Source organism: Flavobacterium difficile, from assembly GCF_011392115.1.
Lineage (GTDB): Bacteria > Bacteroidota > Bacteroidia > Flavobacteriales > Flavobacteriaceae > Flavobacterium > Flavobacterium difficile.
Genome location: NZ_JAAJBT010000030.1, coordinates 1 through 255, shown reverse-complemented (window position 1 = coordinate 255; position 255 = coordinate 1). Strand labels below are relative to the sequence as shown.

Annotated in this window: 1 protein-coding gene; it reads right to left on the bottom strand. The window is 41.2% G+C overall.

Features of this window, described 5'->3' with window-relative positions; translation table 11 throughout:
- Nucleotides 1-255: Ig-like domain-containing protein (locus G4D72_RS13315; RefSeq protein ID WP_166078215.1), on the bottom strand; the 255-nt coding region annotated here is incomplete at both ends.

The following is a 255-nucleotide window of genomic DNA, read 5'->3' as shown; positions in this document are numbered from 1 at the left end:
ATGGTGTAGCACTTTGGTCGTCATCATTAGCAACTGGTGTATCATTTACGGCCGTTACTACAAACGTAATTAATGCTGTATCACATGCACCTGATGGATCACATAACTGATACGTTAATGTAGCCGTTCCATTGAAGTTATTGGCTGGGTTGAACGTTACAACTCCTGTAGCTGGATTTAATGTCCAAACTCCTTCTGCTGTAGTGATTGTATCTTGGATACCTGCTGTTGCTGGATCTAAATCAACTGTGAACT